The organism is Dongia deserti, assembly GCF_003574735.1.
Classification (GTDB): Bacteria; Pseudomonadota; Alphaproteobacteria; order Dongiales; family Dongiaceae; genus Dongia_A; species Dongia_A deserti.
In genome coordinates this window covers 1-14,999 of the sequence record NZ_QORW01000022.1, presented here as the reverse complement: position 1 = coordinate 14,999, position 14,999 = coordinate 1, and the positions used below count along the sequence as shown (strand labels likewise).

The window sequence follows — 14,999 nt, the reverse complement described above, 5'->3', positions numbered from 1 at the left end:
GGCTTATGATGGCGCCCGGTTCCGGGGCAACAAAAAAGACGGATTGGTGAAATGGGCTTTCTCCGCTTTGTTGTGCGGTTCATATTCTGGCTTCTGGCATTGATCGGCATCGCCATCGTCGCCATGGTCGTGGTCGGTTTCTTTTTCTTCGAAGAGTTGGCGAAGCCGCGCATCCAGGTTCCCGATCAGGCCGTCCTCACCATCGATCTCAGTGAAGGATTGGCAAAGGAACATATCACGCTGCCCTTTGCACCGATCGGCAAGCCGACCATCGAGGATATTGTGCTGGGCCTGGAGGCCGCCGCCACCGACAGCCGCGTGAAAGGCGTGATGCTCAAGGTCGGCCGCGGTCCGCTCAACATCGCCGAAGCGCAGGAGATCCGCGATGCCCTCACCGGTTTCCACGCTAGCAGCAAGCCGATCCATGCCTTCGCCGAATCCTTTGGCGAAGCCGGCGACGGCACCCTACATTATTACGCGGCGGCTAGTGCCGACCGGATCTTCCTGCAGCCGTCGGGCGAAGTCGGGCTGATGGGCTTCATACTCGAGCAGCCGTTCATGCGCGCCGCGCTCAATTGGCTCGGCATCCAGCCGCGGGTCAGCAAGCGCAAGGAGTACAAGGGCGCGCCTGACCTCTTCACCGAAACCGCCATGCCTGTGCCGTTACGCGAAAATCTGCAGCAGCTGACGGATTCGTGGCTGACGCAGGTGGTGGACGGCATCGCCGGCGACCGCAAAAAGGATGTCAGCATCGTGCGCCGCTGGATCGACAATTCGCCATGGAATGCCGACGAGGCCAAGAACGAAGGCATGGTGGATGAACTCAGCTACTGGGACCAGGCTGCGGCCGTAACTTATGGCGTGCTGGGCGAGGATGCGTCCGTCGACATCGCGGAATATGCCGCGCAGATTCCGGAATCCTCCGCCTCGGCGCCGCGCTTCGCGATCATCCGCGGCAACGGGCCGGTGATCCTGGGCGACAGCGAGACCGATCCGTTCGGCGATGCCGGCGCCCTCGGCTCCGACACCATCGTCCAGGCCTTCACCGACGCCATCAACGACCGCGTGCGCGCCATCATCTTCCGGATCGATTCGCCGGGCGGCTCGTATGTCGGGGCCGATGCGATCTGGCGTGAAGTGGCGCGGGCGCGCGAGCTCGGCATCCCGGTGATCGCGAGCTTCGGCTGGCAGGCAGCGTCAGGCGGCTATTTCATCGCCGCGCCCGCCACCAAGATCGTCTCGCAGCCGGGAACCATTACCGGCTCGATCGGCGTGTTCGCGGGCAAGCCGGTGCTGACCGAGCTGTGGAGCAACCTCAACATCAATTTCGAGGGCGTGCAGTCCGGGGCCGCCGCCGGCACCAATAGCGTCAATCGCGACTATTCGCCGGAGGCCTGGGCCAAGCTGCAGAGCCGGCTGGACGAGATCTACGCCGACTTCATTGGCAAGGTCGCGAGCGGCCGCAAGCTCTCGCCGGAGGAGGTCGAGGAAGCCGCGAAGGGCCAGGTCTGGACGGGGGCCGATGCCCAGGCGCGCGGCCTGGTGGATGAACTCGGCGGGCTCAGCACGGCGATCCGCCTCGCCAAGCAGGAGACCAAGATCGCGCAAGAGACCGGCGTCGCACTGGTCAGCTATCCGTCCGAGGAGCAGCGCTGGGAGAGCCTGGTCAGCGAGTTCATGCGCGGCGGAGCGGCGGCGCCTGCGCTGAGGGAGAACGCCGCGCTAGTTCCAGGAGCCAGCGAACTGGCGCGCGCACTCCGCCCGCTGATCGAGCAGCCCGATGCGGTCCTGCTGTGGTCGCCGCCGCTGGTGGTGAATGGGGGAGTCGAGTAAGGAGCTATTTCGTCGCCACCAGGATCGCGCCGCCGGCGATGAGGGCGACGCCCAGCCAGTTGGCGAGCGACAGTTTCTCGCTCAGGAAAAAGGTGCCGAACACGGCGACCAGGACGACGCTCAGCTTGTCGATCGGTGCCACGCGGGCGGCGTCGCCCAGCTTCAGGGCACGGAAATAGCACAGCCACGACGCGCCAGTCGCGAGACCGGAGAGGACAAGGAACAAGTACGTGCGGCTCGAGATCGAGGCCGGATTCTGCCACTCGCCCGCTGCGGTAAGCATGGCTGCCAGCACCAGCATGATCACGATGGTGCGGATGAAAGTCGCGAAGTCCGAGTTGACCGCCTCGACGCCGACTTTGGCGAAGATCGCAGTCAGCGCAGCAGAGATCGCGGACAGCGCAGCCCAGAACTGCCACGATGCGAACGCGATTTTCATGGTTCCTCCTTTGTGGATGTCGGTTGGACTGGCGACTTGCGCGCGGCGATGAGGAACTCCTTGTTCCCTTCGGGACCCAGGATCGGACTTTCCACGATGCCAAGCACCGACCATCCCGGCTGACGCTGGAACCAGGCGTGGATGCGCTCGCACACCTCTTGATGCAGGGCCGGGTCGCGCACCACGCCGCCCTTGCCGACACGATCGGGGCCAACCTCGAATTGCGGCTTGATGAGGGCAACCGCCATTGCAGTGGGCTTGGTCAAGGATAAGGCGGTGGGCAGCACGGTCTCCAGGCCGATGAAGCTCGCGTCGCATACCACCCAATCGGTCGGCTCCGGAATCTCCTTGGGCGAAAGATGGCGCGCGTTCGTGCGCTCCAGCACCACGACATGCGGATCGTTGCGCAGCTTCCAGGCAAGCTGGCCGTGGCCGACATCGACCGCATAAACCTTCGCCGCGCCATGAGCCAGGAGCACGTCGGTGAAGCCGCCCGTCGAGGCACCCACGTCGATGGCGATCGCGCCTGTGGGATCGAGCGCGAAATGGGAAAGAGCATGCGCCAGCTTCAAGCCGCCGCGCGAGACCCAGGGATGGTCCTGGCCCTTCACATCCAGCGGCGCGTCATCGGGAACCAGATCGCCGGCCTTGGCGATGCGGCGGTCGGCGCTGAAGACCTTGCCCGCCATGATCAGCGCCTGGGCCTTCGCGCGGGATTCGACCAGGCCGCGCTCGACCAGCAGCTTGTCGGCGCGTTCCCTCGCCATCAGGCAACGAGGCGCGCCGACAGGCGGCGCCAGCGCAGCAAGAGCAGGGCCGCGGAAACAGCTAGCCCGATGGCCAAGCCGTACCACAACCCGATTGCGCCCAGATCGAACAGGAAAGCCAAGGCGACGCCGCTGCCCAGGCCGAAGACCCAGTAACCGAGGCCGCAGATGATCATCGGCACCTTGGTGTCCTTGAGGCCGCGCAACGCGCCTTGTGTCGTCACCTGAGTGCCGTCCACCACCTGGAAGATCGCCGCCAGCACGAACAGCTCGATGGCGATGACGATCGCCGCCTGGTTGGCCGGATCGGCGGAATCGAGGTAAAAGCCGGTCAGCAGGCGTGGCCAGAACCACATGATGGCAGCCGCCAGCAGCATCCACATGATCCCGAGCGCGACCGCCACGTCGCCCGCCCGGCGCGCGGCCCGCAGCTGCCCGGCACCGACGGCATAGCCGACGCGCACGGTTGCCGCCTGCGACAAGGCATATGGCACCATGAAGCTGACCGCGCAGACATTCAGGACAACGCTGTGCGCCGCGAGGGCCTGGGTGGAAATGATACCCATCAGCACTGTCGATACGAAGAACAGGCCAGTCTCGAACAGGTACGCGAGCGCGATCGGGATGCCGACATGGAACAGCTCGCGCATCATCTCCTTGTTGACCGACAGCAGCCCGGAAAATACCCGGTAATGGCGCAGGCGCGGGACGAATTGCACATACACGACGATCATGACTAGGTGCAGAACGGCAATGATGGTTCCGTTCATGCCGACCGCCGCCGCGCCCATCGCCGGCGCACCCCAGTTCCCGTACATGAAGATGTAGTTCAGCAGCACGGCCAGAGGCAGGCCGGCGATCGCACAGACCGTGACGATGGTAGGCCGCCTCATCACCGTCACGAAATTACGCAGCACGGTGAACCAGAAAGCCAGCGGCACCCAGCCCAAGCCGTAGAGCACGATGGCGCGCACCTGGCGCACGACTTCGGGATCGTCCTCCACATAGGGCAGCACCTCACGCGCGATGAGCAGCAGGCCGATGATGGGCACACTCAGAAGAGTTGCCATCACAAAGCCCTGCTGCATGGAACGCGAGACGGCTGCCGCGTCGTCGGCACCATGCGCTTGCGCGCCCACCGCACCCGTGGCCGCGATCGCCCCCATGCCCCAGAACATCACCGTGAAGATCAGCTGCAGGCCATAGCTCGCGGCGCCGAGCGCAACGTCGCCCAGCTCTCCAGCCATTTTGTAGTCGATGACACCCATCCCCATTTCCGCGAGCAGGCCGCCCGCGATGGGGATGGTCAGAATCAGCGTCTCGCAGACCTCACGGCGCCAGTTCGGCGCCACGGCGAGCGTGTCGGCAGCAACGGCCGCGTGTGTGATATCGCTCGACATGGGTCCATCATTCCGGCTTACGACCCTTGAGGATCAGCTCTTGCGGGTGATCACGAAGTCGGTCATCCAGCGCAGGGGATCCGCCTTGGCGCCGAAAATCTCCAGATGGCCATTGGCCTGATCACCCAGCAGCCGCGCCTGCGCCCGCGCCCGCTCTAGCCCGAGGATCGACACGAAGGTCGCCTTGCCCGCGGCCGCGTCGGCGCCGACCGGCTTGCCAGTCTCGGCCGCGGTGCCTTCGGCGTCCAGCAGGTCGTCGACGATCTGGAACGCGAGGCCCAGATCGTGGGCATAGGACACCAGGGCCTGGCGCATATGCGGCGGGGCGTGGCCGAGGATGCCACCGGCCTCGCAGGAGAAGGCGATGATCTCGCCCGTCTTCAACCGCTGCAGGCGCGTAATGGCGCCGATATCGAGCCGCTCATGCTCCGCCAGCAAATCGATCATCTGCCCGCCCACCATCCCAGCCGCGCCGGCAGCCTTCGCCAGGGCGTGCGCGAGGTCGGCGCGCACGTGCCCATCGGGATGGGTCGCCGGATCGGCCAGCACCTCGAACGCCATGGTGAGCAATCCGTCGCCGGCCAGGATCGCCGTCGCCTCGTCGAACTCCTTGTGCGCCGTCGGGCGGCCGCGGCGCAGGTCGCTGTTGTCCATCGCCGGCAGATCGTCGTGCACGAGGCTGTAGCAATGCAGCATCTCGACGGCGGCCGCCGTGCGCAGCGCATAATCGCTATGCACGTCGAACAAGCCCGCGCTATTGATCACCAGATAGGGCCGGATGCGCTTGCCGCCGCCCATGGTGGCGTAGCGCATGGCATCGACCACGCGCCCCTCCGCCCCCATCACCGGCGGCAACAGCTGGTCCAGCATGCGATTGGCCGCCGCTGCGGCTTCGTTCAATGCACGTTCGATCGACAAATGTGAGATCCCCTGAAGAAGAAATTCCGACGGCTAGTCCAGCTTGGTGGGTTCGACGCCCACCGAGCCGTCCTGGGACAATACAATCTTCTCGACCTTGAGCTGCGCCTCGCGCAGCTTCGCCTCGCAATGGCGCTTCAAAGCCGCCCCGCGCTCGTATGCCTTGATCGCGTCCTCGAGCTTGTTGTCGCCGCGCTCCAGGCGCTTCACCAGCTCCTGCAACTCGGCCAGCGCCTCTTCAAAGCTCAAGGCTGCGATGTCGGCCGGAACGCTCGTCCCGGTCGCCTGGTCCTGGGCCATTCCCTTGCCTCTAAACGATTGCCCCGCGTCCGGCGAACGCGGGGTCCATTCCATGATTCGGGGCGGCATTCTATCGACGCCCCTCCCCCTCAGCAAGGCCGGCGGAATCGAGCCAAGTGGCTGAAAAGATCAGGTTTTTGCCGCGAGCAGGGCAGCCACATGGGCGGCCGAACTCTCCGCCAGGGCTTCCAGGTCGTAGCCGCCTTCGAGCGTTGAGACCAGCCGGCCGCCGCAATGTGTCTTCGCCACCTCGCACAGCCGCTCGGTCACCCAGCCGAAATCCTCCGCTTCCAGCTCGAGGCTCGCCAGCGGATCGGCGCGGTGCGCATCGAACCCGGCGGAGATCATGACCAGTTCCGGCTTGAACCGGTCGAGCGCCGGCAACACGATCTCCTCATACGCATCGCGGAACTCATCGCTGCCTGCGAAGGGCGGCAGCGGCGCGTTGCAGACGTTCCCGACACCTTTTTCGCTGCGCGCGCCGGTGCCGGGATAGAGCGGCATCTGGTGCGTGGATGCGTAAAAGATCTGCGCATCATGCTCGAACATGTGCTGCGTGCCATTGCCGTGATGCACGTCGAAGTCGATGATCGCGACGCGCTTGAGGCCATGCGCCGCGCACGCATGAGCCGCGCCGATCGCCACATTGTTGAACAGGCAGAAGCCCATCGCCATGTCGCTCTCGGCATGATGACCGGGGGGACGCACGCCGCAGAACGCGTTGGCGGCGCCGTTCTTCAGCACCAGATCGACCGCCGCGATCATCGCCCCGGCCGCACGCAACGCCGCTTCGCCGGAGCCGGCCGATATCAGCGTATCGCCATCCAGCGCGACCCAGCCGCGCTGCGGCGTGCGCGCAAGCAGGTCCTGCGCATAGGCTTTGTCATGGACGCGCGTGATGTGCGAAATCTCGGCCAGCGGCGCTTCGCGCCGCTCCAGCTTGCTGAATTCCGGTTCACCCAACGCCAGCAACACGGCCTCGAGCCGTTGGGGGCGTTCCGGATGTCCCTGCCCGGTATCGTGCTCAAGGCAGGCGGGATGCGTGAAGAAGGCGGTGGTCATTCATCCTCTCCTTCTTCCGGCGCTGCTAGCGCCGGCGCTCCAACTCGAAAACGGCCTCACCCTCCCGATCAGGATCTTTTCATCAGTCAACCGCACAAAATCCAACAACGCAATACCTACGCAAGACAGCCGCACCATCACAGCGGCCGGATAGTCGCTCAAATCGCCGAATTCCGGCCTGGGTGCGGGTTCGGCGCTGTAGCGTGGAAAGGAACAGGCGGCACCGCCGAGCGTCGTGATCGGCCCCTCCGCCAAGTGCAGGGTGCGGCCAAGCTGCGCCTTAGCCGCAGCCGCGCGCACCACATCGGCCGGCGGCTTGCGAATGGCAGCGACCGTCCAATCCCCCATGAGCCAGCCGTAGCCGGATGGCGAAGCGGCGTTGCCGCCGCCCTTGCCAGGCTGCAGCTCGGCAATGCGCGCGCGATAGAGCGCAATCAGGCAGCCGATCGCACCGACCTCGATCGCAGGATCGCGGTCGACCCCACAGGTACCCGAACGGCTTCGCGCCCAGGCACGCTGCTCCTCACGCAACAGGAGCTGCGCTTCGCCCACGCGCGTCGCCAGCGCTGCATGATAGCTGTCCGCCAACGCGCGGTCGAGATCGGCCAAGGTGGCATCGGCGCAGATCAGCACTTCGATCGGCGTCGTGGCGGCGGCACAATCGAAGCTCGGCTGCACATCCGCATCCTGCGCCACCGCGGGCCACGCCGCGATCGCAAAGGCGCAAGCGGCCAGCCAGAATTTCAGAACCCGTCTCACGATCTTGCACCCACGCGAAAGGCGGCCGCAAGGGTCGCGAGCCAGCCGCCGATCATCATGGCGCCGCCCACTGGCGTGATGGTCGCGAACCATCCTTGCCCCGTCCAGGCATAGAGATAGAGGGAGCCGCCGAACAGGAGCGCGCCCACGCCAAAGCCGGTCCCCGCCACCGCAATGAGGCGCGTGGCATGGCGCGTGGCAAGCGCCGCGAGACCGAGCAGCGCCACCGCGTGCCACAACTGATAGGAGGCGCCGGTACGAATCCAGTCCAGCGCCGCCGGTGACAATCTTCCCTCGAGCCCGTGCGCGGCCCAGGCTCCAAATGCGACGCCCATCGCGCCATTCAGTCCAGCCGCTGCCAGAAATTTGTGCAACCACCCCTCCACACTTTTCATGCTGGTCGCAGCATGCTGCGTCGTCTATCTATGGCAAAGCCATCGCCCGGAAAAGACCATGACGGAAACACCTATTCTGCTCCAGCGCGACGGCGCCGTTGCGCGCCTGATCCTCAACCGGCCGGACAAGCTCAACAGCCTGACGCTGGGGATGCTCGTGGATCTGAGCGCGGCTTTGACGGATATCGACGGCGACGACACGGTGCGCGCCGTCATTCTGACGGGCACGGGACGCGGGTTCTGCGCGGGGCAGGATCTCACTGATCACGAAGCGATGGACGACACGCGCGCCGTGCGATCCGTGGTCGAGCGTCATTACAATCCTGTGATACGGCAGCTGCGATCGTTGCCCCAGCCGGTGATCGCGGCGGTCAATGGCGTCGCCGCGGGTGCGGGCTGCTCGCTGGCCCTCGCCTGTGACATCGCCATTGCAACAGAGAGCGCAAAGTTCAGCAACGCTTTCGTCAATATCGGATTGATCCCAGATGGCGGTGGCAGCTACTTCCTTCCGCGGATGGTGGGCCAGGCGCGCGCGCTGGGGCTGTCGCTGCTGGGCGAACCGATCGAGGCAAAGACTGCGGCGGAGTGGGGCTTGATCTGGAGGTCCGTCGCCGATACGGATTTCACGAAGGACGTGGATGCGCTGGCTAGGCGCTTGGCCGACATGCCGACGGCGGCGATCGGCCTCATCAAGCATGCGATCAATGTCAGCGGCCATCATTCGCTGGAACAGCAGCTGGCGGTCGAAGCGGAGCTGCAGGCACAAGCGGCCGAGACCGAGGATTACCAGGAAGGCCGCGCCGCCTTCCTTGAGAAGCGCAAGCCGCGTTTCATCGGCCGGTAACTGACCTGACTTGAAGGACACAGAGTCGATGGCGAAGTTCGGCATCGGACAACCTATGCGACGCATGGAGGACGGCAGGTTCCTGACCGGCGCGGGGCGCTATGTCGGGGACATCGACCTGCCGCGCCAATTGCATGGCCTGTTCCTGCGCTCGCCCCATGCCCATGCGAAGATCAAGAGCATCGACGTGAGCGCCGCGCGCGCGATGCCGGGCGTCGTCCTGGTCGCGACCGCCGCGGACATGAAGGAGCTGGGCGGCATCTCGGCCGACGCGGGCCTGAAGAACAAGGACGGCACCGACAGCGCGCGCCCTGTGCGCTGGCCGCTGGCCAAGGATCGCGTGCGCCATGTGGGCGAGGCGATCGCGCTGGTGGCGGCTGAAACCGTCGAGCAGGCGAAGGACGCGCTGGAAGCGATCCAGATCGATTTCGATCCGCTGCCGGTCGTGACCGATCCGGTCGCCGCGCTGAAGCCGGACGCACCGCAATTGCACGAGGAGGCACCGGGCAACCTGTGCTTCGACTGGGAGCTCGGCGAGCAGGCGCCGACCGAGGCGGCCTTTGCCAAAGCGGCGAAAGTCGTGCGCCTGGAGCTCATCAACAACCGCGTGGTGGTGCATTCCATGGAACCGCGGGGCGCGGTCGGCGCTTATGACGCCTATGACGGCCGCTACACGCTCCATGTCTCCAGCCAGGGCAGCCACTGGATCCAGCGCTGGCTGGTGGAAGATGTCTTGCGCCTCCCGCGCGACCGCGTGCGCGTCATCACCAATGATGTCGGCGGCGGCTTCGGCATGAAGGCCGTCAACTATCCGGAATATGGCGCGCTGCTGTGGGCGGCGAAGACGGCCGGCCGGCCGATCAAGTGGATCGCCGAGCGCGGCGAGGCATTCTTGTCCGACACCCATGGCCGCGATCACGTCAGCGTCGCGGAGATGGCGCTGGATCGCGACGGGCACTTCCTCGCTCTACGCGTGAAGACCATCGCCAACATGGGCGGATCGCTCTCGAACTTCGCGCCCTACATCCCGACGTTCGTCGGCGCGCCGATGAATGTCGGAATCTACAAGATTCCGACGGCGCATCTCAGCATCCGCGGCGCCTTCACGAACACGGTTCCGGTCGAGGCTTATCGCGGCGCCGGCCGGCCCGAGGCCGCTTATCTCATCGAGCGGCTGGTCGACACCTGCGCGCGCGAGACCGGCCTTACTCCCGACGAAATCCGCCGCCGCAACATGATCCCGCCCGAGGCAATGCCGTACGAGACTGCGCTCGGCGAGAGTTACGACAGCGGCGAGTTCGCGCGCCTGATGAACGAAGGCATGAAACTCGCCGACTGGGCGGGATTCCCGGCACGGCGCGAACAATCCAAGGATAAGGGCAAGCTGCGCGGCATCGGCATGGCGACCTATATCGAATCCTGCGCCGGCGGCGAGGAGGAGATCGCGGAGCTGCGGATCGAATCCGATGGCGGCGTCGCCATCGTGATCGGCACGCAATCCAACGGCCAAGGCCATGCCACGGCCTATGCGCAGCTGGTTGCCGAGCAGCTCGGCATCGATCCACGCCGCGTGCGCCTGATCCAGGGCGACACCGATCAGATGCCATATGGTGGCGCCACCGCCGGCTCGCGCTCGTTGAATGCCGGGGGCCACGCGATCGTGAATGCCGCCAACAAGGTGATCGCCAAGGGCAAGCGCATCGCTGCGGTGCTGCTGGAATCCGCGGAAGCGGACATCGAGTTCGCGGAAGGCAGTTTTTCGGTGACCGGCACGGACCGTGCGCTCAGCTTTGACGAGGTCGCGGCGGCAGCCTACGACAGCGATGTCGCGGAGGAGCTGGGCGAGTTCGGCTTTGCCGAGCGCGCGCATTTCAAGCCACCCGCCAACACCTATCCCAACGGCTGCCACATCTGTGAGCTGGAGGTCGATCCCGACACCGGCATCATAGATGTGCTCCGCTACAACGTGATCGATGATTTCGGCAAGATCGTGAATCCGCTGCTGGTCGAAGGTCAGATTCATGGCGGCGTTGCGCAGGGCCTGGGCCAGGCCTTGCATGAGCATGTGGTGTATGATCCGGAAAGCGGCCAGCTTCTGTCCGGCTCGCTCGTGGACTACACGCTCCCGCGCGCCGATCATCTGCCGGACATCGAATGCAAGTTCATCGAAGTGCCCTGCCGCACCAATCCGCTCGGCATCAAGGGCGCGGGGGAAGCAGGCGCCATCGCCGCGCCGGCTGCCGTCATGAATGCGCTGGTCGATGCACTAGCGGCGCGCGGCGTCGCGCACATAGATATGCCCGCAACACCGCTGGCGGTTTGGCAAGCACTACAAACGGCACGAAAGGTCTAGGCCATTGACCCACGCACAACTCGCAGAAGAGCTGACGCAGATCGCCCGCCTCGCCGGCGACGAGATCATGAAGGTGTACGCAGGGGATTTCACCGCCGCGCGCAAGGCGGACAAGTCGCCGGTCACGGCGGCGGACGTCGCCGCGGAGGCGGTGATCGTCGCCGCATTGCGCCGCCTGACGCCCGACATTCCGGTGGTCGCCGAAGAAGAGGCGCATGCCCATGGCTTGCCGGAGCACGCGCCCGAGCGCTTCTGGCTGGTCGACCCGCTCGACGGCACCAAGGAGTTCGTCGCACGCAACGGCGAGTTCACGGTCAACATCGCCTTGGTGGACGGAACGAAACCCGTGCTGGGGATCGTCTACCTGCCGGCGCTCAATGAAATCTATCGCGGCCATTCCGGCATCGCGGAGCGCAGCTTCAATGGGTCCGCGTTCGAACGCGTTGCGGCACGCGATCTGCCGGCAGAGGGCGCAACCATGACCATCAGCCGCTCGCACGCTGCGGACGAACGGGTGAAAGCCGAGGCGCTGGGCGAGCACGTGAACGACACGATCGTGGCGGGCTCGTCGCTCAAATTCTGCCGCTTGGCGGAAGGCGTGGCCGACCTCTATCCACGCTTCGGCACGACCATGGAGTGGGACACGGCCGCCGGCCACGCCGTTCTTGCGGCGGCGGGCGGATCGGTGGCGACAGTGGAAGGCGGGCCTCTCACCTACGGCAAGCCGGGTTTCCGTAATCCGCATTTCATTGCCCGCGGACGCCGTGGCTAGACGACTGCAGCCGACCTTGACTGAGATCGGCGACGCGGCCCGTGCCTTGCGCCAGGGCAAGCTGGTCGCCTTCCCCACGGAAACGGTCTATGGCCTAGGCGGTGACGCCACCAGCGATCGCGCGGTCGCCGCGATCTTTTCCGCCAAGGGACGGCCGAGCTTCAACCCGCTCATCGTGCATGTTGCCAGCGCCACCGACGCGGTCCAGTTCGCCGAGGTGTCGGCGAACGCACAGGCGGTGGCGCGCAGCTTCTGGCCGGGGCCGCTCACCATGGTTCTGCCGCGGCGGCGCGATTGCCGCATCTCGCTGTTGGCGACCGCGGGACTCGACAGCGTCGCGATCCGCGTACCGGCACACACGATCGCGCAAACGCTGCTGACGATGACAGGACTGCCGCTGGCAGCACCCAGCGCCAATCCCTCCGGACGCCTGTCGCCGACCAGTGCCGACCATGTGCTGGCAGACCTTGGCGACAACGTGGAGTTCGTCATCGACGGCGGCGCCTGCACGGTGGGCGTCGAGTCGACGGTGCTCAGCCTGCTCGACGACAAGCCGCGCATCCTGCGGCCCGGGGGCGTGCCGGCGGAAGCGATCGCCGAGGTCCTGCAGGAGCCGGTCACGATCGAGACAGGTGCCGAGGATTCCGCGGCGCCGCGTTCGCCGGGGCGCTTGCTCAGCCACTATGCTCCGTCGCTACCCGTGCGCCTCAATGCCGCGGCGGCGGAGCCAGGCGAGATACTGCTCGGTTTCGGGCCGTCGGCGCCCAAGGACGCGCTCAATCTCAGCCCCATCGGCGACCTGCAGGAAGCGGCTGCGAACCTGTTCGCGTTGCTGCGCCGCCTGGATGATCCGCAATATTGCGCCATTGCGGTGATGCCGGTGCCGGAGACCGGCCTCGGCATCGCCATTAACGATCGCCTGCGTCGCGCAGCCGCAGCGCGCTAGCCGGATTCGCCGGTTCGTCCGTGGTTCAGGTCACAATATCCTGATCAAAATACAGTTTCCCCGTCTTCGCGACTTGTTCCATCATGAGCCATCGGACAGGGGCGGAGTCGCAATCCGCCATCGACACATCAACGGGGAGCATTCATGCGTCTCTCTCGCCTTGCCATCGCGGCTGCGGCCGCGTGTGCCGCCTTGGCCTTGCCCGCTGCGGCGCGGGCCGACGTCAATCTCGGCAGCCTGGTCTGCAACGTATCCTCCGGCTTCGGGTATCTGATCGGGTCCAACCGCAATGTGAGTTGCGTGTTCAACCGCGCCAACGGAGCGGTCGAGCGCTACAACGGCCAGATCCGCGATTGGGGCTTCGACCTCGGCTATTTTCATGCGGGATCGATCGTGTGGGGGGTCATCGCACCGGGCGACAACGTCGCCCCGGGCGCGCTGGCAGGTGACTACACGGGCGCGGGGGCCGGAGGCTCGGCTGGAATCGGCGTCAAGGTCAATCTGTTGTTCGGTGGCGACGGCGGCAAGATCTCGCTCCAGCCGTTGCAGGTCGAAGGCAATGTCGGAATTGGCGCCAATGTCGGTGTCACGCGCCTATCGCTTTCCTACACACAGTAGCTATCGCGAGGCCGCCCGATGGACTCGCTGATCGCGGGTCTGCAGGCGATCGTCGGTGCGCGCCACTGCCTGATCGAGCCGGACACCCAAGCGCCCTTCGTTGCCGATTGGCGCGGCATCTATCATGGCCGCGCGCGGGCCGTTGTGCTGCCCGGCACGGTCGCGGAGGTACAGGCCATCGTGCGCCTGGCGCGGCAGCATCACGCGCCGATCGTGCCGCAGGGTGGCAATACCGGTCTCAGCGGCGGCGCCACGCCCGATGACAGCGGCAGGGCGATTCTCCTGAGCCTGAAGCGGCTCACCAAAGTGCGCACCATCGATCCGCTCAACAACTCCATGATCGCGGAAGCCGGTTGCATCCTCGCCAACCTGCAGCAGGCAGCGAACGAAGCCGACCGCCTGTTTCCGCTGAGCCTGTCGGCGGAGGGCACCTGCCAGATCGGCGGCAACCTCGCCACCAATGCCGGCGGCATCAATGTGCTGCGCTACGGCAATGCGCGCGACCTCTGCCTTGGGCTGGAGATCGTGCTGCCCGACGGCACGCTGCTCTCCAACCTGCACGGCCTGCGCAAGGACAATACGGGGTACGATCTCAAGCAGATCTTCATCGGCTCGGAAGGAACGCTCGGCATCATCACGGCCGCGGCCTTGAAGCTGTTCCCGAAACCGGTCGCGCGCGCCACGTCCGTTGTCGCGCTGTCGGACCTCGACGTCGCCCCGGCCTTGCTGGCGCGTTGCCGCGCCGGTTTGGCCGATCAGCTGGTGAGCTTCGAGCTTCTGCCGCGCTTCGGGATCGAGCTGGGGCAGCGCTTCATGCCGGGGCTCGCCTGGCCGCTCGAGCGTCTCGCCGACTGGTCCATTCTCATCGAAGCCAACACCAGTTCCGCCGCCTTCGACATTCGCGCCGCGATGGAGCAGTGCTTGGCCGACGCGCTGGACGCGGGCGAGATCATCGACGCCGCGGTCGCTAGCTCCGAAGCGCAATCCCTCGTCCTGTGGCAGCTGCGTGAAGGCATTGTCGAGGGCCAGAACCGAACGGGCGCCAGCATCAAACACGATGTTTCGGTGCCGGTCGCGCAGGTGCCGGCTTTCGTCAAGGCCGGATTCGAGGCCGTCCTTGCCGCCTGGCCCGAAGCGCGCCTGCTGGCCTTCGGCCATCTCGGCGACGGCAATATCCATTTCAACCTGACCCAGCCGGAAGGCGAAAGCAAAGCGCAGTTCCTCGCCCGCACCGAAGGGATGAACCGCATCGTCCACGACCTCGTCGCGCGCTTCGCCGGCTCGATCAGCGCCGAGCACGGCATCGGCCAGCTGCGCCGCGCCGAACTGCAGCACCGCAAGCCTGCGGCGGAACTCGACCTCATGCGTCGGATAAAGCGCATGCTCGATCCGGACGATTTGATGAATCCGGGGAAGCTGGTGTGAGAAGGATGCCCCCCACTGTTAGCCCATAACCGTCACGGTCGGGCTTGGTCCGACCATCCATATGTGGACGGCCCTTTGCCTGCAAGGTTGATTGGATGGTTGAGCAGGTCCGATCGCTTGCGTCCATATGTCCGGCCTGTTGGTGCGATCGTGACTGATCGCGGGCCA

At 65.7% G+C, this 14,999-nt stretch carries 15 protein-coding genes; 7 read left to right on the top strand and 8 right to left on the bottom strand.

The annotated features are described in order from the left end of the window. Positions 1–51 precede the first annotated feature (51 nt). Entirely contained in the window at positions 52–1,833 is a 1,782-nt protein-coding gene (locus tag DTX69_RS25415; protein WP_119304395.1) for a S49 family peptidase, read from the top strand. Between the two features lie 4 nt (positions 1,834–1,837). On the opposite strand, the gene DTX69_RS25410 is transcribed toward DTX69_RS25415, so the two are convergent. From DTX69_RS25410 to DTX69_RS25375, 8 genes are all read right to left on the bottom strand, one after another. After that, positions 1,838–2,272 carry an EamA family transporter gene (locus DTX69_RS25410; RefSeq protein WP_119304394.1) on the bottom strand — a complete coding sequence of 145 codons (435 nt, stop codon included), beginning with the start codon at positions 2,270–2,272 and terminating at the stop codon, positions 1,838–1,840. Then, positions 2,269–3,039, bottom strand: coding sequence for a TlyA family RNA methyltransferase (locus DTX69_RS25405; protein WP_119304393.1), 771 nt, complete (start codon positions 3,037–3,039; stop codon positions 2,269–2,271). Before DTX69_RS25405 ends, DTX69_RS25410 begins: the two co-directional genes overlap by 4 nt. Beyond that, a complete protein-coding gene (locus DTX69_RS25400; RefSeq protein ID WP_119304392.1) occupies positions 3,039–4,439 on the bottom strand; it encodes an MATE family efflux transporter in 1,401 nt (466 codons plus the stop codon). Before DTX69_RS25400 ends, DTX69_RS25405 begins: the two co-directional genes overlap by 1 nt. Positions 4,440–4,472: 33 nt before the next feature. Further along, a complete protein-coding gene (locus DTX69_RS25395) occupies positions 4,473–5,366 on the bottom strand; it encodes a polyprenyl synthetase family protein (RefSeq protein ID WP_407643999.1) in 894 nt (297 codons plus the stop codon). 24 nt (positions 5,367–5,390) lie between these two features. Continuing rightward, entirely contained in the window at positions 5,391–5,657 is a 267-nt protein-coding gene (locus DTX69_RS25390; protein WP_119304391.1) for an exodeoxyribonuclease VII small subunit, read from the bottom strand. 129 nt (positions 5,658–5,786) lie between these two features. Beyond that, complete coding sequence (locus DTX69_RS25385) at positions 5,787–6,719, bottom strand: histone deacetylase family protein (RefSeq protein WP_119304390.1); 933 nt, start codon at positions 6,717–6,719, stop codon at positions 5,787–5,789. Continuing rightward, positions 6,720–7,478 carry a lysozyme inhibitor LprI family protein gene (locus tag DTX69_RS25380; protein ID WP_162917552.1) on the bottom strand — a complete coding sequence of 253 codons (759 nt, stop codon included), beginning with the start codon at positions 7,476–7,478 and terminating at the stop codon, positions 6,720–6,722. Beyond that, complete coding sequence (locus DTX69_RS25375) at positions 7,475–7,852, bottom strand: DUF423 domain-containing protein (protein WP_284736066.1); 378 nt, start codon at positions 7,850–7,852, stop codon at positions 7,475–7,477. Before DTX69_RS25375 ends, DTX69_RS25380 begins: the two co-directional genes overlap by 4 nt. A 79-nt stretch (positions 7,853–7,931) precedes the next feature. Between DTX69_RS25375 and DTX69_RS25370 the strand changes: the two genes are divergently transcribed. The 6 genes from DTX69_RS25370 to DTX69_RS25345 all read left to right on the top strand — a co-directional run bounded on the left by DTX69_RS25370 (position 7,932) and on the right by DTX69_RS25345 (position 14,831). Next, positions 7,932–8,717 carry an enoyl-CoA hydratase-related protein gene (locus tag DTX69_RS25370; RefSeq protein WP_119304463.1) on the top strand — a complete coding sequence of 262 codons (786 nt, stop codon included), beginning with the start codon at positions 7,932–7,934 and terminating at the stop codon, positions 8,715–8,717. Between the two features lie 28 nt (positions 8,718–8,745). After that, positions 8,746–11,070, top strand: a complete 2,325-nt coding sequence (locus DTX69_RS25365) for a xanthine dehydrogenase family protein molybdopterin-binding subunit (protein ID WP_119304387.1) — start codon at positions 8,746–8,748, stop codon at positions 11,068–11,070. Positions 11,071–11,074: 4 nt separating this feature from the next. Then, positions 11,075–11,842, top strand: coding sequence for a 3'(2'),5'-bisphosphate nucleotidase CysQ (gene cysQ, locus DTX69_RS25360; protein WP_119304386.1), 768 nt, complete (start codon positions 11,075–11,077; stop codon positions 11,840–11,842). Further along, positions 11,835–12,788 (top strand): L-threonylcarbamoyladenylate synthase, encoded by a 954-nt coding sequence (locus tag DTX69_RS25355; RefSeq protein WP_119304462.1) that lies wholly within the window; start codon positions 11,835–11,837, stop codon positions 12,786–12,788. Before cysQ ends, DTX69_RS25355 begins: the two co-directional genes overlap by 8 nt. A 144-nt stretch (positions 12,789–12,932) precedes the next feature. After that, positions 12,933–13,406 (top strand): DUF992 domain-containing protein, encoded by a 474-nt coding sequence (locus DTX69_RS25350; protein ID WP_119304385.1) that lies wholly within the window; start codon positions 12,933–12,935, stop codon positions 13,404–13,406. 18 nt (positions 13,407–13,424) lie between these two features. Beyond that, positions 13,425–14,831: an FAD-binding oxidoreductase gene (locus DTX69_RS25345; RefSeq protein WP_119304384.1), complete on the top strand. Its 1,407-nt coding sequence runs from the start codon at positions 13,425–13,427 to the stop codon at positions 14,829–14,831. The last annotated feature ends 168 nt before the right edge of the window (positions 14,832–14,999 follow it).

Excerpts from the sequence above, each read along its gene's own strand:
- DTX69_RS25415 (WP_119304395.1), top strand. The coding sequence starts at position 52 with ATGGGCTTTCTCCGCTTTGTTGTGCGGTTCATATTCTGGCTTCTGGCA.
- DTX69_RS25410 (WP_119304394.1), bottom strand. The coding sequence starts at position 2,272 with ATGAAAATCGCGTTCGCATCGTGGCAGTTCTGGGCTGCGCTGTCCGCG.
- DTX69_RS25405 (WP_119304393.1), bottom strand. The coding sequence starts at position 3,039 with ATGGCGAGGGAACGCGCCGACAAGCTGCTGGTCGAGCGCGGCCTGGTC.
- DTX69_RS25400 (WP_119304392.1), bottom strand. The coding sequence starts at position 4,439 with ATGTCGAGCGATATCACACACGCGGCCGTTGCTGCCGACACGCTCGCC.
- DTX69_RS25390 (WP_119304391.1), bottom strand. The coding sequence starts at position 5,657 with ATGGCCCAGGACCAGGCGACCGGGACGAGCGTTCCGGCCGACATCGCA.
- DTX69_RS25385 (WP_119304390.1), bottom strand. The coding sequence starts at position 6,719 with ATGACCACCGCCTTCTTCACGCATCCCGCCTGCCTTGAGCACGATACC.
- DTX69_RS25370 (WP_119304463.1), top strand. The coding sequence starts at position 7,932 with ATGACGGAAACACCTATTCTGCTCCAGCGCGACGGCGCCGTTGCGCGC.
- DTX69_RS25365 (WP_119304387.1), top strand. The coding sequence starts at position 8,746 with ATGGCGAAGTTCGGCATCGGACAACCTATGCGACGCATGGAGGACGGC.
- DTX69_RS25350 (WP_119304385.1), top strand. The coding sequence starts at position 12,933 with ATGCGTCTCTCTCGCCTTGCCATCGCGGCTGCGGCCGCGTGTGCCGCC.
- DTX69_RS25345 (WP_119304384.1), top strand. The coding sequence starts at position 13,425 with ATGGACTCGCTGATCGCGGGTCTGCAGGCGATCGTCGGTGCGCGCCAC.